The 22430-nt window shown below is 74.0% G+C and carries 22 protein-coding genes; 10 read left to right on the plus strand and 12 right to left on the minus strand.

Features of this window, described 5'->3' with window-relative positions:
• Positions 1-8: 8 nt before the first annotated feature.
• Complete coding sequence (locus tag ACFYNO_RS37495; RefSeq protein WP_388022279.1) at positions 9-1820, minus strand: hypothetical protein; 1812 nt, start codon at positions 1818-1820, stop codon at positions 9-11.
• Entirely contained in the window at positions 1817-2881 is a 1065-nt protein-coding gene (locus tag ACFYNO_RS37500) for an ATP-binding protein (RefSeq protein ID WP_388022280.1), read from the minus strand. The genes ACFYNO_RS37495 and ACFYNO_RS37500 overlap by 4 nt, the downstream gene beginning before the upstream one ends.
• Before the next feature lie 92 nt (positions 2882-2973).
• On the opposite strand from ACFYNO_RS37500, the gene ACFYNO_RS37505 reads away from it, so the two are divergent.
• Positions 2974-3426 (plus strand): cytidine deaminase, encoded by a 453-nt coding sequence (locus tag ACFYNO_RS37505; RefSeq protein ID WP_388022281.1) that lies wholly within the window; start codon positions 2974-2976, stop codon positions 3424-3426.
• Entirely contained in the window at positions 3423-4118 is a 696-nt protein-coding gene (pyrF, locus tag ACFYNO_RS37510; RefSeq protein ID WP_388022284.1) for an orotidine-5'-phosphate decarboxylase, read from the plus strand. Before ACFYNO_RS37505 ends, pyrF begins: the two co-directional genes overlap by 4 nt.
• Before the next feature lie 92 nt (positions 4119-4210).
• Here pyrF and ACFYNO_RS37515 read toward each other — a convergent pair whose 3' ends face one another.
• Genes ACFYNO_RS37515 through ACFYNO_RS37535 form a run of 5 tightly spaced genes read right to left on the minus strand, consistent with a single transcriptional unit; the run spans position 4211 to position 9690 of the window.
• Positions 4211-4795: a GNAT family N-acetyltransferase gene (locus tag ACFYNO_RS37515; RefSeq protein WP_388022287.1), complete on the minus strand. Its 585-nt coding sequence runs from the start codon at positions 4793-4795 to the stop codon at positions 4211-4213.
• Positions 4792-6804: a penicillin acylase family protein gene (locus ACFYNO_RS37520; RefSeq protein WP_388022290.1), complete on the minus strand. Its 2013-nt coding sequence runs from the start codon at positions 6802-6804 to the stop codon at positions 4792-4794. The genes ACFYNO_RS37515 and ACFYNO_RS37520 overlap by 4 nt, the downstream gene beginning before the upstream one ends.
• Positions 6801-7664 (minus strand): ABC transporter ATP-binding protein, encoded by an 864-nt coding sequence (locus ACFYNO_RS37525; protein WP_388022292.1) that lies wholly within the window; start codon positions 7662-7664, stop codon positions 6801-6803. Before ACFYNO_RS37525 ends, ACFYNO_RS37520 begins: the two co-directional genes overlap by 4 nt.
• Positions 7661-8668, minus strand: a complete 1008-nt coding sequence (locus ACFYNO_RS37530) for a FecCD family ABC transporter permease (RefSeq protein ID WP_388022295.1) — start codon at positions 8666-8668, stop codon at positions 7661-7663. The genes ACFYNO_RS37525 and ACFYNO_RS37530 overlap by 4 nt, the downstream gene beginning before the upstream one ends.
• Positions 8665-9690: an iron chelate uptake ABC transporter family permease subunit gene (locus ACFYNO_RS37535; protein ID WP_388022344.1), complete on the minus strand. Its 1026-nt coding sequence runs from the start codon at positions 9688-9690 to the stop codon at positions 8665-8667. The genes ACFYNO_RS37530 and ACFYNO_RS37535 overlap by 4 nt, the downstream gene beginning before the upstream one ends.
• 208 nt (positions 9691-9898) lie before the next feature.
• Here ACFYNO_RS37535 and ACFYNO_RS37540 point away from each other — a divergent pair, with 208 nt between their 5' ends.
• Genes ACFYNO_RS37540 through ACFYNO_RS37565 form a run of 6 tightly spaced genes read left to right on the plus strand, consistent with a single transcriptional unit; the run spans position 9899 to position 16991 of the window.
• The gene (locus ACFYNO_RS37540) at positions 9899-10939 is read left to right on the plus strand and encodes an ABC transporter substrate-binding protein (RefSeq protein WP_388022297.1); all 1041 of its coding nucleotides are present in this window, start codon (positions 9899-9901) and stop codon (positions 10937-10939) included.
• The gene (locus tag ACFYNO_RS37545; RefSeq protein WP_388022300.1) at positions 10936-11769 is read left to right on the plus strand and encodes a siderophore-interacting protein; all 834 of its coding nucleotides are present in this window, start codon (positions 10936-10938) and stop codon (positions 11767-11769) included. Before ACFYNO_RS37540 ends, ACFYNO_RS37545 begins: the two co-directional genes overlap by 4 nt.
• A gap of 41 nt (positions 11770-11810) precedes the next feature.
• Positions 11811-13304, plus strand: coding sequence for a pyridoxal phosphate-dependent decarboxylase family protein (locus tag ACFYNO_RS37550; protein ID WP_388022303.1), 1494 nt, complete (start codon positions 11811-11813; stop codon positions 13302-13304).
• A 32-nt stretch (positions 13305-13336) separates the two neighbouring features.
• Complete coding sequence (locus tag ACFYNO_RS37555) at positions 13337-14620, plus strand: lysine N(6)-hydroxylase/L-ornithine N(5)-oxygenase family protein (RefSeq protein WP_388022306.1); 1284 nt, start codon at positions 13337-13339, stop codon at positions 14618-14620.
• A gap of 26 nt (positions 14621-14646) precedes the next feature.
• A complete protein-coding gene (locus ACFYNO_RS37560; RefSeq protein ID WP_388022345.1) occupies positions 14647-15222 on the plus strand; it encodes a GNAT family N-acetyltransferase in 576 nt (191 codons plus the stop codon).
• The gene (locus ACFYNO_RS37565; protein WP_388022309.1) at positions 15219-16991 is read left to right on the plus strand and encodes an IucA/IucC family protein; all 1773 of its coding nucleotides are present in this window, start codon (positions 15219-15221) and stop codon (positions 16989-16991) included. Before ACFYNO_RS37560 ends, ACFYNO_RS37565 begins: the two co-directional genes overlap by 4 nt.
• 187 nt (positions 16992-17178) lie before the next feature.
• On the opposite strand, the gene ACFYNO_RS37570 is transcribed toward ACFYNO_RS37565, so the two are convergent.
• Together ACFYNO_RS37570 and ACFYNO_RS37575 are read right to left on the minus strand one after the other, a co-directional pair.
• Positions 17179-17967, minus strand: coding sequence for an SDR family oxidoreductase (locus tag ACFYNO_RS37570; protein ID WP_388022311.1), 789 nt, complete (start codon positions 17965-17967; stop codon positions 17179-17181).
• Positions 17968-18003: 36 nt separating this feature from the next.
• Complete coding sequence (locus ACFYNO_RS37575) at positions 18004-18579, minus strand: TetR/AcrR family transcriptional regulator (protein ID WP_388022314.1); 576 nt, start codon at positions 18577-18579, stop codon at positions 18004-18006.
• 181 nt (positions 18580-18760) lie between these two features.
• On the opposite strand from ACFYNO_RS37575, the gene ACFYNO_RS37580 reads away from it, so the two are divergent.
• Entirely contained in the window at positions 18761-19321 is a 561-nt protein-coding gene (locus ACFYNO_RS37580) for a hemerythrin domain-containing protein (protein WP_388022316.1), read from the plus strand.
• Positions 19322-19530: 209 nt separating this feature from the next.
• Positions 19531-20043, plus strand: a complete 513-nt coding sequence (locus ACFYNO_RS37585) for a hypothetical protein (protein WP_388022319.1) — start codon at positions 19531-19533, stop codon at positions 20041-20043.
• 83 nt (positions 20044-20126) lie between these two features.
• Here the strand turns inward: ACFYNO_RS37585 and ACFYNO_RS37590 are convergent, their stop codons facing one another.
• From ACFYNO_RS37590 to ACFYNO_RS37600, 3 genes are all read right to left on the minus strand, one after another.
• Positions 20127-21215, minus strand: coding sequence for a glutamate--cysteine ligase (locus ACFYNO_RS37590; RefSeq protein WP_388022321.1), 1089 nt, complete (start codon positions 21213-21215; stop codon positions 20127-20129).
• Between the two features lie 72 nt (positions 21216-21287).
• Positions 21288-21896: a cation transporter gene (locus ACFYNO_RS37595; protein WP_388022323.1), complete on the minus strand. Its 609-nt coding sequence runs from the start codon at positions 21894-21896 to the stop codon at positions 21288-21290.
• Positions 21897-21966: 70 nt separating this feature from the next.
• Complete coding sequence (locus ACFYNO_RS37600) at positions 21967-22374, minus strand: ArsR/SmtB family transcription factor (RefSeq protein WP_388022325.1); 408 nt, start codon at positions 22372-22374, stop codon at positions 21967-21969.
• Between the last annotated feature and the right edge of the window lie 56 nt (positions 22375-22430).

Below are 22430 nucleotides of genomic sequence, written 5' to 3' on the forward strand. Positions count from 1 at the left end.
CGGCCTGCTCAGCGCAGCCGGAAGACCGGCCCGCGGGGCGTGAACGGCAGGCCCGCGCCCTGCGGGACCAGGTAGGCGTGCTCGCGGCGGACCCGGAGCACGTCGCACTCGCCGTCGGTGATCAGCAGGATCGGCGCGGTGGCCGGGAAGTCCTCGGCGCGCTCCAGCAGGTCGACGCCGGGCTGCAGCACGGTGCCGCCGCGCCCGCGCACCCGGGCCCGTTCGGCGATCTGCTCGGGCGGCAGGAAGCCCGCGTCGTAGGCGGCCGCGTCGCAGTAGACCACCCGGGCGGCGGGGACTTCGCGGGCCGCCGCGTAGGAGGCGATCGCACCGAGCGCCTTGCCGAGCAGCACCCGGCTCATCGAGCCCGAGGTGTCCAGCACCACGCCGAACGTGCACCGGGCGGTCTCCTCCGGCGGGCGGTAGCGGCCGGCCCGCGGGATCGACGGGGTGGCGGCCTGCCGGCGGGACGGCCGGGCGTAGCTGCGCACGTCGGTCGGGGAGGGCACGAACTCGTCGAACCAGCGGGCGAGCCGGGCGTCCCAGGGCAGCGGCGGCTGGGAGAGCGCCCGGATCTCCTCCACCAATCCGGAGGGCAGCAGCCCGCGTTCACGCTGGTACAGCTCGAACCCCTGCTGCAGGCCGCGGCGGTAGAAGTCGTCCAGGTCGACGTAGTCGCGGGCCGGCCCCAGCGGCTCGCCGAGCACATCGGGCCGCCCCTTGCCCGCCATGGTGGCCAGCCGGCGGATCCGGCGCTGGTCGCGGACGATCCGGTCGTACACCTCCTCCGCCGACAGGTCGGCCAACCGGGGGTCGTGCAGCAGCCCTTCGGGCATCTCGCCGACGCCCATCGCCAACAGCCACCCGTTGATCACGTAGTCGGCGGCGACGTTGAAGAGGAACGGGTCGCGGGCGCCGCAGCGCTCGCCGTGGCGCAGGGCGGCGTGCAGCATCTCGTGGCCGAGGATGAACCGCCACTCCTCCTCGCTCTGGTGCCGCAGCGGGTTGAGGTAGATCTCGCCCGCCTCGGTGTTCACGGCGGCGATGGAAATGCCCTGGGCGCGGGCGAGTTCGGCGTCGGCGACCAGGGTCAGGCCGGCCGCGATGCCGCCGAGCAGGGGGTAGCTGGAGATGAACCAGTTGAGCGCCCTGGTCCAGGGGCGCTCGGGGGCCCGGGCGCCGGTGAGCGCGTCGCGGCGGCCGCCGGCCACGTCCATGGCGGCGGACATGGTGCGGGTGAGGGCGGCGGCGAAGGCCGTCGTCCAGTCCTCGGGCTGCTGGTGGCCGACCCAGGGGACGACGAGTTGGTCGGGTTCGCCGGCGTCGCAGCTGCCGGGGATCCGCGGCAGGCCGTCGCGGCGCCAGCGGGCGGCCAGTTCCTCCTCGTCGCCGCCCGGCAGGTCCGCGGGCAGCTCGGCGGGGGCCCGGCCGACCGGGAAGGTGGTGAGGAAGCGGTTGACCACCGCGCAGTTGGCGGCCTGCCGGTACTGGTCCAGCGGCTCGCGGCGCCCGCGCCCGGCGGGCACGTGGCCGAACCCCAGGTGCAGCAGGGCGTGCGCCAGCAGCCAGGCCCAGGCGGCGGGTTCGGCCCGGCGGCCGGTGTTGGCGTGCACGGTGCCGTTGGAGCTGACGGTGCACCAGCCGTACTCGGGCGCGCACCTGCGGTCCAGGCAGATGGTGGCGGGGATCGCGGCCAGCGCGTGGTTGCGGTTCAGCAGCCGCAGGCCCTCCTGCACGGCCTCGACGCCGGGGTCGGGCTTGGCCGCGGCGGCGGCGGCGTTGCCGCGCTTGGCGCCGCTGGTGCCACTGGTGCCGCTCACCGGCGGGCCTCGACCAGCCGGGGCATGTCGCGGGCCGCCTCGATCAGGAACCAGGCGGGGAGCACCGGATTGCCGTCCGGGCCGTCGGCGATCACGGTCTGGGCGACCTCCACGGAGATCTCGGCGAGCTGCACCAGCAGGCTCTTGGCCCGGTAGGCGGTCTGCCGGCGGGCGTCGGAGACGTGCTCCTTGCGGGCGGGCAGCTCCTTGGCCAGGCGGGTACGGAAGGCGTCGGCGAGGTAGTAGAGCAGGTCGCGGTCCTCGATGCGGTGCGGCCAGCGGGCATCGCCCTTGAGGATGGCGTCCAGGCCGTAGGAGTTGCGGACGATCTTGGCGTAGCCGCAGAAGGCGACCGCGTGCTGCGGGGTGAGCAGGCCGTGCGCCAGCACCTTGAGGGTCGGCTCGGTGAGCGCGGGGCCGAAGGAGTGCAGCGCGTCGGAGAGCATGTGCCAGGCGCGCGGGGTGGAGAACGGCTCCTCGGTCTTCGGCGGCGCCGACCAGAGGTGGTCCGGGCGGTCCGTCAGGTGGTCCAGCACCCAGGGGTGGATGCCTTTGCCCGCTGCCCAGTTGAGCCAGTCGGTGCTGCTGGCCCGCAGGTGCACGTGGACCAGCCGGTTGACCAGCGCGGAGGCCATTGGGCGGGCCAGCGCGCCGTCGGTGGCCCGGTTTCCGGCGCCGATCACGAGGGAGCCGGGCGGCAGTTCGTAGGAGCCGATCCGGCGGTCCAGGATCAGCGAGTAGAAGGCCTTCTGCACGTCCGGGGTGGCGGCGTTGAGCTCGTCGAGGAAGAGGCAGTAGGGCTTCTCCCGGGCGATGGACTCCGGCGGGCAGAACCGCGAGCGGCCGTCGGGGGTGATCTGCGGGACGCCGACCAAGTCCTCCGGGGCCAGCTGGGTGCCGATCAGGCTGACGCAGTCCAGCCCCAGGGAGTCGGCGAACTCCCGCACCAGCGAGGACTTTCCGATACCGGGTGCGCCCCAGAGGAAGACCGGCCGGACAGTGGCCAGGCCGAGCAGCAGCTCGGGCACTTCGGACGGCGAGACGGTGACGGCAGCCTGCACGGAACTCCTTCTGGATCGCTGCGTTGCGCCCCCAGTCTGCGGGCGCCGCGTCCGATCCGCACCGGATTTATCGTGCTTGTACGCTGCACCGCATGACTGATCACGAGGTGGTGGACCGGGGGCTGGTCGATGCCGCGATCGAGCTGGCACGCACCCGCTTCCCGGGGCAGGACTGGGCCGGTGCGGCGGCGCTGCGGCTGGACGACGGCACGGTGCTCACGAGCACGGCGCCCGAGCCGCCGAACAACGCGGTGCGGCTCTGCCACGAGACGGGCGCGATCTGCGAGGCCTACAAGCGCGGCCGCCGCGTGGTCGCCTCGGTCTGCGTGACGGCGGCCGACGGCGGCCGCGGCTACTGGGTGCTGGCGCCCTGCGGGGTCTGCCAGGAGCGCCTGTTCGCCTACGGGCCGGACGTCGCGGTGGGCGTGCCGCTGCCGGAGGACCCGCGCCAATGGCAGACCCTGCGGCTGCGGGACGTGCAGCCGCACTGGTTCGCGCGGGTCTTCCCGGACGACGTCTGGCCGTACGACGGGCAGCAGGCGTGACCGCTGCGCAACGGGTCATCGTCGCGCTGGACTTCGACAACCGGGCGGCTGCCGAAGCCCTCGTCGAGCGCCTGGGCCGGGAGTGCGGCTTCTACAAGGTCGGCCTGGAACTCCTCACCGCGGCCGGGCCGGAGTTCGTCCGGTGGCTGGTCGGGCGGGAGAAGCGGGTCTTCCTCGATCTGAAGCTCTTCGAGATCCCGAACTCGGTGGCCGGCGCCGTGCGGGCGGCCGGGGCGCTGGGCGTCTCGATGGTCACCGTGCACGCGATGGGCGGCAGGGGCATCCTGGCGGCGGCGGTCGGCGCGGCGAAGGAGTTCCCCGAACTGCGGGTGCTCGCGCTCACGGTGGTGACCAGCATGACGGACGCCGACCTCGCCGAGCTCGGGATCGCGGGCTCCACCGAGACCCAGGTGCTGCGGCTGGCCCGCCTGGCCCGGGCCGCGGGCTGCGCCGGGGTGGTCGCCTCGCCGCAGGAAGCGGCGCTGCTGCGCGCGGAGTTGGGCGAGGCGGCGCTGATCGTCACCCCGGGCGTCGCGCAACCCGGGGTGACGGCCACCGACCACGCCCGCGCCGCCACCCCGCAGGCCGCGTTCGCGGCGGGCGCCTCGCACCTGGTGGTGGGCCGCGGCGTGGCCCGGGCGGCCGATCCACCGGCGGCGTTCCGGCTGGTCTGCGCGGACTTGGCGCGGTGACGGGTCAGGATGCGGCGGCTTCCAGTTCGGCGAGGAACGCGTCGCGGCGGGACCTATGAGGCTGACATTGCATCAGCAAACCTGTGGGCGAGTCATCCTGACGTGCAATCAGTGACAGTGCGGCAGAACCGCTCAGCCACCGCCCGCTCCAGGACCATCAACCGCGCGAGCTTGTCCTCCAGTTGCACCTCCGGCCCGAACGCGAACCCGGTGCGCCGGAGCCGCTCGATCGACGCCGCGTTGCGGGTGTCGGGCTCGGCGACGATCCGGCGCACGGCGGGGTCGGTGAGGACGGCGGAGAGCAGCACCGCGACCAGTACGGCGGTGTGGTGGGGCGACGGTTCGCCGGCGGCGGGTGCGACCAGCAGGTGTACGCCCACGTCGCCCGGCTGGACCGGGTAGTGGTCGCCGAGCGGGTCGTGCTCGGGCTGGTAGGTCTGGAACAGCGCCGCCGGTTCGCCGTCGCGCAGCAGCAGGTAGGCGTGGTGGGTGGTCAGCGAGTCGACGTGGGCGTAGATGTCGCGGACCTGTTCGCGGGTGTGGCCCAGCATGCCCCAGAATCGGGCGCGTTCGTCGTTCACCCAGCCGTGCAGCAGGGCGGCGTCGCCGGCCGGGTCGAGCGGGCGCAGCAGCAGGGTGCCGAAGCCGGGGACGGTCTGCCGGTGGTGCGGGTTCATCGGGTCTCTCCGGTGCGCGGGGGAGGATCGGTGGGGAGGAGCTGTCCGCTGACCCAGAGCGGGAGTTGGTCGTGCCGGTGGTCGTGGCCGCCTGCGCCGAGCGGGACGATCCAGCGGCTGGCGGTCCGGTCGGCGAGGTCCCAGACGTAGCGGGCGGCGCCGGCCCGGCCGCACCGGTCGGTGACGCCGGGCAGCGAGGTGGTGGCCAGCACGCAGTCGTGGTCGCCGCCGAGCGCGGGCTCGGTCGCCGGGTCGGGCCCGGTCAACGCCCGCCAGGGTGTCAGGCGGTGGGTCTCGCCCCAGGCCCGCGGGGGCTGCGGGGCGGTCTCCTCGAGGGCGTCGCGGACCAGGCCGGCGGGGTCGAGTCCGGGCAGGCTCCCCGGCACCAGCAGGTGTTCCAGCGCGAGCCCGACCCGGGTGGTGAGCGCGAGCCACGGTGCGAACAGCGCCGGGTGGCCGCTCGGCCGGGCCAGCGGCGCGAGCACGGGGAGCGCGGCGACGGCCCGCACGACGGCGGAGCGCAGCGCCGCGTACCGTCCGGCGGCGACCGAGTCGACGTCCATCCGCCGGTCCCAGTCGAGCAGTTCGCGGCGCAGCCGGTCGGCGGCCGGGCTGAGGCCGGTGGCTTCGGCGGCCAGGTCGAGCAGGACGGCGGCGGAGCCGAGGTGGGTGTCCTGGTGGATCGCGGCCATCGACTCGGCGGTCCAGTCGGTCCGTTCGGCGAGCAGCCGGGAGATCCGCCCGGCCCGGTGGGGCGCGGCGAACTCGATGCCGAGCGGGGTGGCCAGTCCGTGGGCATTGGCCATCACGGCGTAGCCGCTCACTTCGGCGCGGGGCATCGGCTGCCAGCCCGTCCAGTCGTGCTCGGCGAGCCAGGCGGGCACGGGGTGCAGCAGGTTGGCGCGGTCCCGGCGGGGGACGGCGCCCGCGACGCGGTGCAGGGTGCCGCCGTGGGTGTCGGCGGCGAGCACCACGTTGACGGGTTCGGCCCAGTGGTCCATCGCCGCGTCGATGTCGGCGACGGTCCGGGCGCGCAGCAGTGCGGGCAGTGCGGCGAATCCCAACTCGCCGGTGACGCGCGGCGGGTAGCGCAGGCTGAGGTCCCCGCCGACCGCCACCGGGCCGCGCGCCGTCTCGATCACCTCGATCTCGACCGCCGGCTGGCCCGCGACCTCGATCCGCTCGGTGTGCGCGTGCGCGCGCTGCCAGCCGTCCGGGCCGAGGGCTTCGACGCCCTCCGGGGTGCGGCGCAGGCGTTCGCGGTAGAGGTCCTGGTAGTCGGCCATGGCGTTGGTGATGGCCCAGGCGACACCGCCGGTGTGGCCGAAGTGGGCGATGCCGGGGACGCCGGGGACGGCGAGGCCGGTCACCTCGTACTCGGGGCAGCCGAGCCGGATCTGCTGGTAGATGCCGGGGTCCTCGATGAAGCGGTGCGGGTCTCCGGCGATCAGCGCGGCGCCGGTGGCGGTGCGTTCGCCGGTGATCAGCCAGCCGTTGCTGCCCGAGCCGGCCGGCCCGTCGGTGGCGAAGAGCGGCACCGCCTCCGCGCCGAGCTGGTGTTCGACCCGTTCGCGCCAGAGCTTGGCGGGGAAGCCGGCGAAGAGGATGTGGTGGGAGAGCCAGAGTGCCAGCGGCGTCCACTCCTCCCAGCTCCCGGCGGCCAGCCCCACTGCCGCGAACTCGGTTACGTCGCAGGCGGCTTGCGGCAGCGCCTCGTTCACTCCGGCGACGTAGGCGCGGACCCACTCGGCGGTCGCCGGGTCGAGGCGGTCGAAGCAGCGCCGGGCGGTGTCGGCGAGGCGGGCCTGGCGGGCGAAGCGGTCCCAGTCGAGCGCGTCGGGGCCGAGGAAGGCGGCGGAGCTGCCCTGGGCGCGGTGGCGCTCGACCTCGAGCTGCCAGGCGCGGTCGGTGGCGGCGTTGCGGCCCTGGGCGCGGGCGAGTTCGAGGTGGGAGCCGGCGGTGAGGTGCGGGATGCCCCAGCAGTCGCGGCGGGTGTGGGAGGTGTTCATCGGCGGGCCTCGCGCACCTCGGGGGCCCTGCGGGCCTTGGGGACGACCAGCGGGGTGCCGGTCTCGGGGTCGGCGATCACCCGGCAGGGCAGCCGGAAGACCTCTTCGACCAGCTCCGCGGTGACCACCTCACCCGGCGGCCCGGCCGCGACCACCTCCCCCTCGCGCATCGCGATCAGGTGACTGGCGTAGCGGGCCGCCTGGTTGAGGTCGTGCAGCACGGCGACCAGGGTGCGCCCCTGCTCCTCGTGCAGCCGGGCGCAGAGGTCGAGCAGTTCCACCTGGTGGGTGATGTCCAGATAGGTGGTGGGTTCGTCGAGCAGCAGCAGCGGGGTCTCCTGGGCGAGCGCCATGGCGATCCAGGCGCGCTGGCGCTGGCCGCCGGAGAGCTCGTCGACGGTGCGCTCGGCGAGCTCGGCGACGCCGGTGGCGGCCATCGACTCCCGGACCACCTGCTCGTCCCGCTCGGACCACTGGCGCAGCAGCCCCTGGTGCGGGTAGCGGCCGCGGCCGACCAGGTCGGCGACGGTGATGCCCTCGGGGGCGATCGGGGCCTGCGGCAGCAGTCCGAGGGTGCGGGCGAGCTGCTTGGCGGGCCGGGTGGCGATGTCCTGGCCGTCCAGCAGCACGGCGCCGGCGGCGGGCCGCAGGGTGCGGGCGAGGGCGCGCAGCAGGGTGGACTTGCCGCAGGCGTTGGGGCCGACGATGACGGTGAACGAGGCGTCGGGTATGTCGACGTCCAGGTCGCGGGCGATGGTGCGGCGCTCGTAGGCGAGGGTGAGGGCGCGCGCTCGGAGGCGTGGTTCGGACACGGGACTCTCTCGTCGTAGGGAGGTGGGGACTGGGGCTGCGGCGCTCAAAGTCGGCCCGCCCGACGTTGCGTCACCAGCAGCCAGATCAGGTAGCCGCCGCCGATCACCCCGGTGACCACGCCGACGGGCAGCTGGCGGTCGCTCACCAGGTGCTGGGCGAGCCAGTCGGCGCCCACCAGCAACGCGGCGCCGACTGGCATGGCGGCGAGCAGGTTGGGTCCCGGGGTGCGGGTGAGGCGGCGGGCGAGCTGGGGCGCGGTGAGCGCCACGAAGGAGACCGGTCCGGCGGCGGAGGCGGCGAGCGCGGCCAGCACGGTGGCGGCGGCGAGCAGCGCGATCCGCACCGGCTCGACCCGCACGCCGAGCCCGGCCGCGGTGTCGTCGCCGAGCTCCAGGATGCGCAGCGCCGGGCCGCAGGCGAGCAGCACGGGCGGGGCGATGACCAGCAGCCCGAGCAGCACGGGCACCGCCTGCTCCCAGCCGCGGCCGTCCAGACTGCCCGTCAGCCAGAGCAGCGCCCGGGCGGCTTCGGTGAGCTGGGCGCGGGTCAGCAGGTAGCCGTTGACCCCGCCGAGGATCGCCGCCGTGCCGATCCCGACCAGGACCAGGCGCCCGCTCTGCAGCCCCCCGCGCCAGGTGAGCGCCAGTACGCCCGCGCCGGTGAGCACCCCGCCGAGCAGCGCTCCGCCGGCCAGCGCCGCGCTGCCGCCGCCGGCGAGCACCACGGCGAGCGCGCCGGTGCCGGCGCCCTGGGTGAAGCCGAGGATGTCGGGGCTGCCGAGCGGGTTGCGGGTGAGCGACTGGAAGAGCGCGCCGGCCAGCGCGAGCGCCGCGCCGACGGCGAGGGCGGTGGCCACCCGGGGCAGCCGCAGCTGCTCGATGACGAACCGTTCGGCGGGTGTGCCGCCGCCGAAGAGCACTCGCAGCACCTCGCCGGGGCCGATCGGGTAGCTGCCGCTGCCGAGCGCCAGCACGCCGACGGCCAGCGCCAGCATGGCGCAGGCGGCCCCGGCGGCCGCGCCGCGCGGCCGGACCCGCAGCAGGCCGGTCATCCGCGCACCGTCTTCCCGCGCCGGGCGTGCAGCAGGAAGAACGGCCCGCCGACCACGGCGGTCACCACGCCCACCTGCACCTCCCCCGGCCGGCCGAGCAGCCGCCCGAGCACGTCGGAGCCGAGCAGCAGCGCGGGTGCGAGCAGCGCGCAGCAGGGCAGCAGCCGGCGCAGGTCGGGGCCGACGGCGGCCCGGGCCAGGTGCGGCACCATCAGGCCGACGAAGACGATCGGTCCGCAGGCGGCGGTGGCCGCGCCGCAGAGCAGGGTGATGGCCACGACGGTGAGCGCGCGGACCCGCGCGGGCCGGGCGCCCTGGGCGCGGGCGGTCTCCTCGCCGAGGGCGAGCGCGTTCAGCGGCCGGGCCAGCGCGAGCGCGACCAGCAGCCCGGCGAGCACGAACGGCAGCACCTTCAGCACCGTCCCGGGCCGGGCGTCGGCGAGCGAGCCGACCGTCCAGACCCGCATCCGCTCCAGCGAGGCGGCGTTGAGCAGCATCAGCGCGCTGACGTAGGAGTAGAGGGTGGCGTTGAGCGCGGCGCCGGCCAGCGCCAGCCGGGCGGGGGTGGCGGTGCGGCCGCCGCCGACGGCGTAGACCAGCACGGCGACGGCGGCGGCGCCGGCGAGCGCGAACCAGACGTAGCCGTCGAAGCTGCCGATGCCGAGCAGCGCGGTGGCGGTGACCACCGCGGCGGAGGCGCCCGCGTTGATGCCGAGCAGGCCGGGGTCGGCGAGCGGGTTGCGGGTGAGCGCCTGCATCAGGCCGCCGGCCAGGCCGAGGGCGGCGCCGACCAGCAGTCCGAGCAGGGTGCGGGGCAGGCGCAGCCGGTGCACCACGGTGTAGTCGGGGGCGGCGGGGTCGAACAGCCCGTGCCAGACCTGACCCGGGCTCAGCGCCTTGGCGCCGATGCCGAGGCTGAGCACCAGGACGACCAGCAGGAGCAGCGCCGCGGCCGCCAGCGGGGCCCGCCAGCGGTGGGCCGGGCGCCCGCCCGGGACGGCCGGGCGGCGCCGCTGCGGCAGTGAACTGCCGCTCGGTGGCGAGGTGTTGGCGACGGACACGGGTGCTCTCCGGGCTGTCGTCGGGGCGGTACCCCGGGGCGAAAACTTAGGTGAGGTTTACCTAAGTTCGAACTGAGGTTAGGTTAGCCTAAGCTAAGCGACGGGTTGATCACCGCCCCCTTTGCCTCCGCTTTTCCTCCCCTTTTCTCTGCGAAAGAGACGCTTCGTCATGCACACCACCAACACCGGCCGCCTCTCCCGCCGCGGCCTGCTCGCCGCGGGCGGCGCCGTCGGCCTCGGCGCCCTGCTGACCGCCTGCGGCAGCTCCGGGAAGACGGGCGGCGCGGCCGCGGCCGATGCCGCGGGCAAGGGCCCGTGGACCTTCACCGACGACCAGCCCAAGCAGCTCTCCGCCGCGAGCGCGCCCAGCCGGATCGTCGCCTTCACCGGCACCGCCGCTGCCCTGGTGGACTTCGGCCTGGACCGCCAGATCGTCGGCGTCTTCGGCGAGACCAGGACCGCCGACGGCAAGGCCGACCCGCAGGCGGGCGCCCTCGACGTCGACAAGGTCACCGTGATCGGCAACGCCTACGGCGAGTTCGACCTCGAGAAGTACGCGGCGCTGCGGCCTGACCTGCTGGTCACCCACATGTACGACCCGGGCGCCTTCTGGTACCTGCCCGAGGAGAGCAAGGAGAAGATCCTCCAGCTCAACCCCGCGGTCGCGGGCATCACGGTGGCCCGGGTCCCGATCACCCAGCCGATCGAGCGCTACGCCGCGCTGGCCGCCTCGCTCGGCGCCGACCTGACGGCCAAGAAGGTGACCGACGCCAGGGCCCGGTTCGAGGCCGCCGCCGAGTCGGTGCGCCAGGCCGCCAAGGCGGCCGGCGGGCTCAAGGTGATGGCCGCCTCCGGCAGCCCCGACCTGTTCTACGTCTCCAACCCGAAGATCAGCACCGACCTGATCTACTTCGCCCAGCTGGGCGTGGAGTTCGTCCAGCCGCAGAAGCTGGACACCGGCGACTACTTCGAGAGCCTGAGCTGGGAGAACGCCGCCAAGTACGGCGCCGACCTGATCCTGCTCGACGACCGGTCCACCGCCCTGCAGCCCAAGGACCTGGCCGCCAAGCCGACCTGGTCCCAGCTGCCCGCCGTCCGGGCCGGCCAGATCACCCCGTGGAGCTCGGTCCCCCGCTTCTCCTACGCGGGCGCGGCGCCGCTGCTGGAGCGGCTGGCCCAGGCCATCCAGAATGCGAGGAAGGTCAGTTGAGCACCACCGGCACCACCGATCTGCTCTACGGCCAGTACCGCTTCTACCGCGCCTCCGTCCTGCGGGCCGTGCGCCTGGGCCCGACGCTGCGCCGGATCACCTTCGGCGGACCGGAGTTGCGCCGCTTCGCGGGCGGCGGGCGGGACCAGAGCTTCTCGCTCTTCCTGCCACACCCCGGCCAGCCCGAGCCGCTGCTGCCGATCGCGGCGGGCGAGGACTGGTTCACCGGCTGGCGCGAACTGCCCGAGCACCAGCGGGCCGTGATGCGGTCCTACACCATCCGCGCGCACCGGCCCGAACCGGCCGAGGTGGACGTGGACTTCGCCCTGCACCAGCCGGCCGGCCCCGCCGCCGCCTGGGCCGGGGCGGCCGCGCCCGGCGACCGGGTGGTGCTGCTCGGCCCGGCCGTGGCCGAGAACCGCAGCGTCACCTTCGAGCCGCCCGCCGATACCGAGTGGGTGCTGCTGGCCGGCGACGAGACGGCCCTGCCGGCCCTCGGCGGCATCCTCGAATGGCTGCCGCCGGGCCTGCCGGTGCACGCCTGGATCGAGGTGCCCGACCCCGCCGACATCCAGGACCTGGCCGTGCCGGACTCCTGCGAGCTGCACTGGCTGATCCGCGGCGCGGCCGGGCTGCCCGCCGCCGTCCGCGCGGCGCAGCTGCCGGCCGGCACCCCGTACGCCTGGCTGGCCGGCGAGTCCTCGCTGGTCACCACCGTGCGCCGGCACCTGGTCCGGGAACGCGGCTTCGCCCGCGACCGGGTCCGGTTCTCCGGCTACTGGCGCCGCGGCGTCAACGAGGAGCAACTGCGCGCCGAGCAGTCCGCCTGAGCCCGCCCTCCCCCGCCCGTTCCCGATCGCCGAGGACTGCCATGAGCCCCCGCGCCCGCACCGCCGAGGCCCCCGCCGCGACCACCACCGCCCGGGACCACCTGTTCAACGCCCGTACCCTGCCCGCCTACCGCCGCTCGCTGGCCGAGGGCGTCGAGGCGGTGGCCCGCCGGATCGCCACCGCCGACTCCCCCTTCACCGGCGTCTCCCCGCAGCAACTCGCCCCGGAGTTGGACGCGGTGGACCTGGACCGCCCGCTGCACGATCCGGCGGCCGCGCTGGCCGAGCTGGAGCAGGTCTACCTGCGCGACGCGGTCTACTTCCACCACCCGCGCTACCTGGCCCACCTCAACTGCCCGGTGGTGATACCGGCGCTGCTCGGCGAGGCGGTGCTCAGCGCCGTCAACTCCTCGCTGGACACCTGGGACCAGAGCGCGGGCGGCACCCTGATCGAGCGCCGGCTGATCGACTGGACGGCCGGGCGGATCGGCTTCGGCCCGGCCGCCGACGGCGTCTTCACCAGCGGCGGCAGCCAGTCCAACCTCCAGGCGCTGCTGCTGGCCCGCGAGGAGGCGCTGGCCGGGGACCGCGGGCTGATCTCCCGCCTGCGGGTGCTGGCCTCCGCCGCCGGGCACTTCAGCGTGCAGAAGTCCGCCAAGCTGCTCGGCCTGGCCGCCGACGCCGTGATCACCGTCCCCGTGGACGAGCAGCGCCGGATGCGGCCGGAGGCACTGGCGGCCGAACTGGCGCGCTGCGCGCGCGAGGGGCTGCCGGTGATGGCGGTGGTCGCCACCGCCGGGACCACCGACTTCGGCAGCATCGACCCGCTGCCCGAGATCGCCGAGCTGTGCGAACGCACCGGCACCTGGCTGCACGTGGACGCCGCCTACGGCTGCGGGCTGCTGGTCTCCGCCACCCGCCGGCACCTGCTCGGCGGCATCGAGCGGGCCGCCTCGGTCACCGTCGACTACCACAAGTCCTTCTTCCAACCCGTCAGTTCGAGCGCACTGGTGGTGGCGGACGGGTCCGTGCTGCGGCACGCCACCTACCACGCCGACTACCTCAACCCGGCCCGGATGGCCGAGGCGCGGATTCCCAACCAGGTGGACAAGTCGCTGCAGACCACCCGCCGGTTCGACGCGCTCAAGCTCTGGCTGACCCTGCGGGTGATGGGCGCCGAGGGGGTCGGCGCGCTCTTCGACGAGGTGCTGGACCGGGCCGCCGCGGCCCACCGACTGCTCAGCGCGGACCGGCGCTTCGAGGTGGTCACCCGCTCCTCGCTGTCCACCCTGGTGTTCCGCTACCTGCCGGCCGGGGACGGCTCCCACCCGCTGGCCGACGCCGCCAACCTGCACGCCCGGGAGGCGCTGGCCGCCTCCGGCGCGGCGGTGGTGGCCGGCACCACCGTGGGCGGCCGCCACCACCTCAAGTTCACCCTGCTCAACCCGGAGACCACGCTCACCGACATCGCCGTGGTGCTCGACCTGCTCGCCGGGCACGCCGAGCAGTACCTCGCCGAGCACGCCGCCGCCTGACGACCCATCAGTCCCCGTTCGGAGAGACCCGCATGTCAACTCACGACTTCATCGCGATCGGCCTCGGCCCCTACAACCTCGGACTGGCCTGCCTGACCGCGCCGCTGGCCGAGCTGGACGGCGTCTTCCTGGAGGGCCGCGGCGAGTTCGACTGGCATCCGGGGATGCTGCTCGACTTCGCCACCCTGCAGACCCCGTTCATGGCCGACCTGGTGACCCTGGCCGACCCGACCTCGCCGTACTCCTTCCTCAGCTTCCTCAAGGAGCGCGGCCGGCTCTACCCGTTCTACATCCGCGAGCGGTTCTACCCGGTGCGGGCCGAGTACAACGCCTACTGCCGCTGGGCGGCGGGCAAGCTGCCCAACCTCCGCTTCGGCCACCGGGTCACGCTGGTGGAGTGGGACGAGAAGGACGGGCTCTACACGGTGACCGCCACGGCGGCCGGCGAGCCGGTCCGCCTCCGGGCCCGGCACCTGGTGCTGGGCACCGGCACCCCGCCGAACCTGCCCGCGGCCTGCGCGGGGCTGGGCGGCGACCTGGTGCACAACTCCGGCTACCTGGCGGCCAAGCCGGCGCTGCAGGCGAAGCGGAGCATCACCGTGGTCGGCAGCGGCCAGAGCGCCGCCGAGATCTACTACGACCTGCTGGCCGAGGCCGACACCCGCGGCTACCAGCTCACCTGGGCCACCCGCTCGCCGCGGTTCTTCCCGCTGGAGTACACCAAGCTCACCCTGGAGATGACCTCACCGGAGTACGTGGACTACTTCCACGCGCTGCCCGAGGCCACCCGCTACCGCCTGGAGGCCGAGCAGAAGGGCCTGTTCAAGGGCATCGACGCCGAGCTGATCAACAACATCTACGACCTGCTCTACCAGAAGAGCGTCGACGGGCCGGTGCCCACCCGGCTGTTCACCCACACCGAGCTGCGCACCGCCGCCCACGACCCGGCCGCCGGCCGCTACACCCTGGGCCTGCACCACGCCGAGCAGCAGCGCGACTTCACCCTGGAGACCGAGGGCCTGGTGCTGGCCACCGGCTACCGCTACCGGGTGCCGGAGTTCCTGGAGCCGGTGCGCGACCGGATCCGCTGGGACGGGCGCGGCCGGTTCGACGTGGCCCGCAACTACAGCATCGACACCACCGGCCGCGGCATCTTCCTGCAGAACGCCGGCACCCACACCCACAGCATCACCTCGCCCGACCTGGGCATGGGCCCGTACCGCAACTCCTGGATCATCCGCGAGCTGACCGGCCGCGAGGTCTACCCGATCGAGCGGACCATCGCCTTCCAGGAGTTCGGCGCGCCCGCCGCATGAACCGCGAAGCACTCAAGGACCCCATGATGAGCACCACCCGCTACTCCCGCACCGACCCGCGGCTGGGCCGGTTCGCGCTGCGCCCGCTGGACCCGGAGCACGACGCCGCGCTGCTGCACGGCTGGGTCACCCACCCGAAGGCCGCTTTCTGGCTGATGCAGGGCCAGACCGAGGCCCAAGTCGCCGCCGCTTACCGGGAGATAGCCGAGCACCCGGCGCACGAGGCGTTCCTCGGGCTGGTCGAGGACCGGCCGGCCTTCCTGGTCGAGCGGTACGACCCGGCCCGGGTCGAGCTGGTCGGGCTCTACCCGGCCGAGCCGGGCGACGTCGGCATGCACTTCCTCTGCGCGCCCACCGACAGCCCGGTGCACGGCTTCACCCTGGCGGTGATCACCACCGTGCTGGACTTCCTCTTCGAGGACCCGGCCGTGCACCGGGTGGTGGTCGAGCCGGACCTGCGCAACACCGCCGTGCAGCGGCTGAACGCCGCCGTCGGCTTCGAGCCCGCCGGGCCGATCCGCAAGCCGGAGAAGGAGGCACTGCTGAGCTTCTGCACCCGCGCGCAGTTCGCGGCCGCCACCGGCCCGGGCGGTGCCGCGTGAGCGCCGTCGACCACCTGCGGCCCGACACCTGGGCACAGGCCAACCGGCTGCTGGTCCGCAAGGCGCTGGCCGAGTTCGCCCACGAGCGGCTGCTGGTCCCCGAACCGCTCGGCCCCGGCCGCTGGTCGGTGCGCAGCGACGACGGTGCCACCGAGTACCGGTTCGCGGCCCGGCTGCTCGCGCTGGACCACTGGCAGATCCCCGCCGAATCCATCACCCGGCACCGCGGGGGTGCGGAACTCCCTCTGGACGCAGTCGACTTCGTCCTGGAGCTGGGCACCGCGCTCGGGCTGTCGGCCGAGGTGCTGCCGGTCTACCTGGAGGAGATCGCCAGCACCCTGGCCTCCTCGGCCTACAAGCTGGACCGGCCGCAGCCCAGCGCCGCCGAACTGGCCGGCGCCGACTTCCAGACCATCGAGACCGCGATGACCGAGGGCCACCCCGGCTTCGTCGCCAACAACGGCCGGATCGGCTTCGACGGCGAGGAGTACCACCGCTACGCGCCGGAGGCGGGCAGCGCGGTGCGGCTGATCTGGCTGGCCGCGCACCGCGACCACTCCACCTTCACCAGCTGCGCCGACCTGGACTACCAGGCGCTGATCGAGCAGGAGTTGGGCCCGGCCGAACGGGCCCGGTTCGCCGCCGTGCTGACCGGCCAGGGCCTGGCCCCGGCCGACTACCACCTCTTCCCGGTGCACCCCTGGCAGTGGGTGAACAAGCTGTCGGTCTCCTTCGCCGGCGAACTCGCCCAGCGGCGCCTGGTGCTGCTCGGCGAGGGCGAGGACGCCTACCGGGCGCAGCAGTCGATCCGCACCTTCTTCAACACCAGCCACCCGGAGCGGCACTACGTCAAGACCGCGATCTCGGTGCTCAACATGGGCTTCATGCGCGGCCTTTCGGTGGCGTACATGGCGGCCACCCCGGCGATCAACGACTGGCTGGCCGAACTGATCGAGCGGGACGGGGTGCTGCGGGCCAGCGGGCTGAGCATCATCCGCGAGCACGCGGCGATCGGCTACCACCACCGCCAGTTCGAGGCCGCCACCGACCGCTACTCGCCGTACCGCAAGATGCTGGCGGCGCTCTGGCGGGAGAGCCCGGTGGGCCGGCTGGCCGAGGGCGAGCGGCTGGCCACCATGGCCTCGCTGCTGCACACCGACCGGGCCGGCCGCCCGCTGGCCGCCGAGCTGATCGCCCGCTCCGGGCTGGCCCCGGCCGACTGGCTCCGCCGCTACCTGGACGCCTACCTGCTGCCGCTGCTGCACTGCTTCTACGCCCACGACCTGGCCTTCATGCCGCACGGCGAGAACGTCATCCTGGTGCTCGACCGGGCCGGCACGGTGCGGCGGGCGATCTTCAAGGACATCGCCGAGGAGATCGTGGTGATGGACCCGCAGGCCCGACTGCCGCCCAAGGTCGAGCGGATCCGGGCCGAGGTGCCGGAGTCCATGCGGCTGCTGTCGATCTTCACCGATGTCTTCGACGGCTTCCTGCGCTACCTGGCCGCCCTGCTGGACGAGGCCGGCACGCTGGCGGAGCGGGAGTTCTGGCGCACCGTCGCCGAGTGCACCGCCGACTACCGGGACCAAGTGCCGGATCTGGCGGCGAAGTTCGAGCGGTTCGACCCGTTCGCGCCCGCCTTCGCGCTCTCCTGCCTGAACCGGCTGCAGCTGCGGAACAACCGTCAGATGGTCGACCTGGCCGATCCCTCGGCCGCGCTCCAGCTGGTCGGCGAACTCGCCAACCCGATCGCCCCGTTCGCACGGTGACGGGTACGGCGACGGGTACGGCGACGGCCCGGAGCACCCCGCGCTGCTGGACGCCTTCGCGGAGGCCGTGCGCGCCGCCCAGTGGCTGGGCGGCGCGGTGGTCCTGGCGGGCGGGCTGCTCACGGCCCTGCTGGCCAAACGGGCCGACTGCCCGTCAGGCCGATGACCCGTCAGGCGGTCCTGATCGTCAGGCGGTCTTGATCGTCCCGCCGTCGATCACGTAGTCGGCGCCGTGGATGTTCGCCGCCCGGGCCGAGAGCAGGAAGGCCACCAGGTCGGCCACCTCGGCCGGTTCGGTGAGCCGCCGGGACGCCATGTTCAACTGGGTGGGCAGCGCCACCAGCAGCTCGCTGTGGCCGACCCCGAAGAGCTCGGCCACCTTGCCGCCGAACCCCTTGGGGTCGGTCCACAGCGGGCTGGTCACCACACCCGGCGAGACGGTGTTCACCCGCACCCCGAGCGGCCCGAGCTCCTCGCTGAGCCGCTTGCCGAACTGCGTCAGCCCGGCCTTGGCCTCCGCGTACCCGATCGGGGCGCCGCCGGGCATCCGGGCGTTGATCGAGGAGATGTTCACGATCGCGCCCTTGCGCTCCAGCAGGCTGGGCAGCGCCGCCTTGGTGGTCCACACCGGGCTGAACAGGTTGAGGTCGAAGATCCGTTGCCACTGCTCGTCGTCGCTGTCCAGGAACCCGCCGAGCACCATGCCGTCGGTGTCACCGGCCCCCACGTTGTTGACCAGGAAGTCGATCCCGCCGACTTCCGCGATCGCCCGCTCCACCACCGAGCGGGCCCCCTCACGGGTGCTCAGGTCGACCGCCACCGTCGCCGCGGCCACCTCCGCCAGCTCGGGCGTGACGGTCCGCGCGGCCCCGACCACCCGCACCCCCTCCGCCGCCAGCACCTGCGCGACGGCCAGCCCGATGCCGCGGCTGGCGCCCGTCACCAGGGCGGTCCTGCCGGTGATACCGAGGTCCATGATCTCCCCAATCAGTTGGCACTACAGGTCAGCAGGTCAGAATCCGGCCAGCGCCGTGTCGACGATCCGCACCAGCACCGGCCGCTCGTAGGTCTTGGCCATCACCCGGAGCCCGGCGAGCGTGGTCTGCAGCAGCAGCGCCTGCGCCTCGGTGTCGAGCCCGGCGTCGACGTCGCCGTCCCGCTGCCCCTGCTCCAGCCGGGCGGCGAACAGCTCGATCATCCGGTCCTCCAGCCGCCGCACGGCCTCCGCCGCCTGCGCGTCGCGGGCGCCCAGCTCCTCCACGGTGTTCTGGGCCAGGCAGCCGCGGCGGACCGGACCGTCCAGGTCCAGGTCGACCAGCAGGAGGAAGTAGGCGCGGATCCGCTCCTTCGCCGTCCCGGGCTGCGCCAGGACCTCCTCGGTCGCCGAGGACCCGAGCCGACTGTAGAGCTCCAGCGCCCGGTCGAACAGCTCCCGCTTGGAGCCGAAGGAGTGGTAGAGGCTGCCCTTGCCGACGCCGGTCGCGGCGGCGAGGTCGGCGGGCGAGGTGGCGGCGTAGCCGTTGGTCCAGAACGCCTCCATCGCCTGCGCGATGACGTCGGTGGGGTCGAAGGCCCTGGGTCTGCCCATGGCCTCACCGTAGTGAGTATTTGACCTCGGGGTCAACAATCCCCCTCCCCGCGGCTGTCGTGGGCCGGTTCGCAGCCGATCGGGTGGAACGCGCCCGACACGCCCGCCCTGGCTGTGCGGGACGGGAACCACTGTTCGTCAGACCGGGACGGACCCGGCCACGACGGAAGGCGGATTCGCGATGGGCCACGGCGGAAACATGATCGAGGAACTGAAGGCCGACCACCGCGAGGTGGAGGTGATGTTCGGCCGGATGCAGGAGATGACCCTCGGCGGCCAAGAGCTGCGCGACCAGATCGACGAGGTCACCATCGAGCTCGTGCGGCACTCGGTCGCCGAGGAGCAGTACCTCTACCCGGCGGTGCGCGAGTACGTCTCGGGCGGTGACCGGCTCGCCGACAAGGAGATCGAGGACCACTCGCGCGTCGAGAAGATCCTCAAGCAGCTGGAGCAGATGGACATGGGCGACGCCAGGATGGGGCTGCTGCTGGAGCAGCTGATGAGCGAGGTCGCCGCCCATGTCCAGGACGAGGAGGACAACCTCTTCCCCATGCTCAGCAAGGCCTGCACCGCCGAACAGCTGAACGACCTCGGCGACAAGATCCGCCGCGCCAAGTCCATGGCTCCCACCCGGCCGCACCCGGGCGCGCCGAGCAGCCCGACGGCCAGCAAGCTCCTCGCCCCCGGCGCGGGCCTGGTGGACCGGGCCCGCGACTTCGTCTCCGGCCGCGGCAAGTCCTGACCGCTGCCGAGCGGGGGCGACCGGGGCCGCCGCACATCCGCGGCCCCGGTGCCCGGTCGGACCCGGAGTGACCGCCGTCATGCCGCCGGCGCCGGCGGTGTGCCTACACTGGCCGGCCAGGAGCGGGGCATCGTGGCCCCGCGCACCCCGCAGCTCGCACACCCCGGCGCACCGGATGCCGGCGAGCCCGCCGCAAGGGACCGATCGCCGTGTCCGCAGACCTGACCCCCGTCATAGCCGCCTGCACCCGCTGGCTGGTGGCCGCCTACCCGCCACCGCCCGGCGCCCTCAACGCCGCGCTGGCCCACGCGCAGGCCCACCAGGCCGCCACCCTCGCCGCCCACCTGCGCTACGCCACCGACCTCGACGTGCAGCTGCTGCACCTGCTCGCCCCCAGCGGAACCGGCCGCCTGGACTGGATCACCGGACACCACGCCGAGCCGGAGGAGACGGCGTGGCGGACCTGGGTGGACGAGACCGTCGTCAGCTGGGCCGCGTGCCTGCTGGCCGATCCCGCCCTCGCCGCCCGGGCCCACCGGACGCCGGCCGGCTCCGGCGGCACCGCGCACGTCGCGGGCCTGCGCCGCCTGACCCACCCCGGCCCCCACGACAGCGAAGCCGCCGTCCTGCTGCGCCATCCCGACCTGCTCGACGCCGTCGCCGCCCTGCACCGCTCCGAGCTCGCCGAGCTGCTGGACGCCGAAGACGCCGCCGCGGCGTAGCCCACGCCCGCCCGGCGCCCGGGTGGCGAGCGGTCCCCCGCCGGGCCGCCCTGCGCAGCCCGCCGAAACGGCACCGGCCGCGGTCAGGCGCCGCCTGTCTCGTCCGTGATCATCCGCAGGAGCCGGGCCTTGCCGCCGTTCCGGAGCGTGCGCCGCTGCCGGGCTGCCCCGTTGCCCTCGCGCAGCAGCCGCTTCAGCACGGGAACGATGTGCCGGCGGTCGCCTTCCAGGTCCTCGTCGATGACCGTGAGGAGCGCGGCTGCGGCGTCGGCGGCCGGGACGAGTGCGCCCGTGAGCGGGTCGAAGACGGTCGCCGCCCCGTGCCGGGCCGCGTGCCACACCGCGGCGGAGAGCGTCTCCGGCCTGATCCCCGGGCAGGGGCGGTGCTCGCGCTCGTCCGCGAGGGCACGGGCGGCCAGCGCTCGGACGATGCCTGCGAGCATCACCGCCTCGTCCGCCCGCAGCTGCACGTCCATGGCCCGGACCTCGACGGTCGGATAGTGCTCGGACAGCCGGATGTGCCAGTAGACCTGGCCGGTGTCCGCGACGAGGCCGTCCGCCACCAGGGCGTCGACCCGGTGCCGGTAGTCGGCGGCGTCGGCGAAGGCCGGCGGCACCCCGCTGACGGGCCAGCGGCCGAACACCAGGGTCCGCCAGCTGGCGAAGCCGGTATCCACGCCCTGCCACAGCGGCGAGTTCGCGGCCAGGGCGACCAGCAGCGGCAGCCATGGGCGCAGCCTGTTCAGCACCGCGACACCGGCTGGCCGGTCGGGGACGCCGACGTGGACGTGCATGCCCGCGATCAGCTGCTCGTCCGTCAGGCGGGGTGCGTGCGCGCGCATCGCCCGGTAGCGGGCGGAGGGCGTGACCGGAATCGGCAGCCGCCGGTTGAACGGCGCACCGCCGCAGGCCGCCAGCCGACAGCCCTCCTCGCGGGCCGCCGCATCCAGAGCGTGGCGCATCCGGAGCAGGTGCCCCCCGATCTCGTCCAGTGACCGGCACACCGGGGTGGCGATCTCCAGCTGGGCTTGCAGCAGCTCACGCTGGACCTCGCCGTCGGTCAGCGCATCGCGGCGTTCGGCTGCCCGGCGGACGGCGGCGGCACGGGCCACCGGCAGCCCCGTGGCCCGATCGATAAGGAGGTACTCCTCCTCGACACCCAGAGTGATCACACCCCGGCGGCTACCCCGCCGCCGTGCGCGCAACCGCGCCGAGGCTCTCTCGGGTCGCCCCCGGCCGGACCGTCAGTGCTCGCCGGCGAAGATCTCCCGCGCCTCGCGCGCCGCGTAGAGGACGACCACGAATCCGGCGAGCGGGTCCGCCCACCACCAGCCGGCGGCGGCGTTCACCACCAGACCGAGCAGGACGGCGGTGGCCAGGACACCGTCGACCAGGGTGACCCTGCCCTCCGTCCTGAGGACCGGATTGTCCAGTGCGGCGCCGGTGCGGGCCTTGCCGTAGGCGAGGGCGAACATCACCACGGCGGTGACGGCGGTCCAGGTGATGCCCAGCGGGGAGTGGCGCGCGTGGTGGCCGGTGGCCAGCACGTACGACGACTGCGCCAGCAGGTAGAGCGCGAGCGCCGCGAAGGCCCCGCCGATCAGCCGCAGGGCCCGGCGCTGACGCTCCTCGCCGGTGCCGGACAGCTCCCAGATCACCACGGTGGACGCGCCGATCTCGATCAGGGAGTCCAGGCCGAACCCGGCCAGGGCCACCGACTTCGCCGAGAGCGCGGCGACGGCGAGCACCACGATGCCGACCACGTTCCAGGCCAGGGTCGCCCGTTCCAGGGCGAAGCCCCGGCGCAGCAGGCGGGTGGTGTCCGCAGGCGCTGCGGCAGCGGGAGCGGTCACGGCGACCTTCCTTCGGCGCCGTCTTCGTGCGGCGGTGATGGGCGGTGCGGATCGGGGAGGCGGGGTCGGTTCAGCGCGCGGTCTCGGCCGCGGCCTCGGCGGCGAGGTCCGTGTCCGCGGCTCCGTCTGCGTCGCTGAGCCCCAGGCGCAGGTGCTCGGTGTGGTAGACGGCCTGGTCGAGGAGTTCGGCGACATGGTTGTCGTACAGCGCGTAGACCACCGAGCGGCCGTTGCGCCGGCCGGTGACCAGGCCGAGGTTGCGCAGGAGCCGCAGCTGGTGGGAGCAGGCGGACTGTTCCATGCCGACGGCGTGGGCGAGTTCGGTGGCCGCGCAGGGCCCCTCGCGCAGCCGGGCGAGGATCAGCAGGCGGGACGGGGTGGCCAGGGCCTGCAGCGTGGTGGCCACCCGGGCGGCGTTGTCCGCGTCCAGACGAGTGCGCGGGACGGCGTTCTTCGCGGGAGCGGCTCCATGACCCATGGGCCAATACTACAGATGACATATGAAGAGGTGTTCATGTGTTCCTGTATCGTGGG

This window comes from Kitasatospora sp. NPDC006697, assembly GCF_042869935.1.
Taxonomy (GTDB): Bacteria; Actinomycetota; Actinomycetes; order Streptomycetales; family Streptomycetaceae; genus Kitasatospora.

Coding starts and splice junctions, on each gene's coding strand:
- ACFYNO_RS37530 (WP_388022295.1), bottom strand. CDS start 8,668: ATGACCGGCCTGCTGCGGGTCCGGCCGCGCGGCGCGGCCGCCGGGGCC.
- ACFYNO_RS37555 (WP_388022306.1), top strand. CDS start 13,337: ATGTCAACTCACGACTTCATCGCGATCGGCCTCGGCCCCTACAACCTC.
- ACFYNO_RS37560 (WP_388022345.1), top strand. CDS start 14,647: ATGAGCACCACCCGCTACTCCCGCACCGACCCGCGGCTGGGCCGGTTC.
- ACFYNO_RS37520 (WP_388022290.1), bottom strand. CDS start 6,804: ATGAACACCTCCCACACCCGCCGCGACTGCTGGGGCATCCCGCACCTC.
- ACFYNO_RS37505 (WP_388022281.1), top strand. CDS start 2,974: ATGACTGATCACGAGGTGGTGGACCGGGGGCTGGTCGATGCCGCGATC.
- ACFYNO_RS37570 (WP_388022311.1), bottom strand. CDS start 17,967: ATGGACCTCGGTATCACCGGCAGGACCGCCCTGGTGACGGGCGCCAGC.
- ACFYNO_RS37575 (WP_388022314.1), bottom strand. CDS start 18,579: ATGGGCAGACCCAGGGCCTTCGACCCCACCGACGTCATCGCGCAGGCG.
- ACFYNO_RS37515 (WP_388022287.1), bottom strand. CDS start 4,795: ATGAACCCGCACCACCGGCAGACCGTCCCCGGCTTCGGCACCCTGCTG.
- ACFYNO_RS37550 (WP_388022303.1), top strand. CDS start 11,811: ATGAGCCCCCGCGCCCGCACCGCCGAGGCCCCCGCCGCGACCACCACC.
- ACFYNO_RS37580 (WP_388022316.1), top strand. CDS start 18,761: ATGGGCCACGGCGGAAACATGATCGAGGAACTGAAGGCCGACCACCGC.
- ACFYNO_RS37600 (WP_388022325.1), bottom strand. CDS start 22,374: ATGGGTCATGGAGCCGCTCCCGCGAAGAACGCCGTCCCGCGCACTCGT.
- ACFYNO_RS37540 (WP_388022297.1), top strand. CDS start 9,899: ATGCACACCACCAACACCGGCCGCCTCTCCCGCCGCGGCCTGCTCGCC.